General features: G+C 65.2%; 1 protein-coding gene. It reads left to right on the forward strand.

Annotation, left to right across the window (positions count from 1 at the left end):
* A partial coding sequence (locus M2D63_RS26225) for a nitrilase-related carbon-nitrogen hydrolase (protein ID WP_285865938.1) occupies positions 1-230 on the forward strand: 230 nt, incomplete at both ends.

Below are 230 nucleotides of genomic sequence, written 5' to 3' on the forward strand. Positions count from 1 at the left end.
GAAGATCGAACTCGTACAGCTGGAGGGCCGCGACGGCGATACCGCCTACAACCTCCAGCGCACCCTGGATGCCATGGCCACCTGCAAGGCCGACACCGACCTGCTGGTGTTTCCGGAAACCCAGCTGATGGGTTTTGCCAATGCCGAACAAGTGCCCCATGTCGCCGAACCCCTCCTCGGCCCCAGCCTTGAGGCGGTCCGGCACGCCGAGCCCGAACAGGATGTGGCGG

Source organism: Pseudomonas sp. BJa5, assembly GCF_030272875.2.
Lineage (GTDB): Bacteria > Pseudomonadota > Gammaproteobacteria > Pseudomonadales > Pseudomonadaceae > Aquipseudomonas.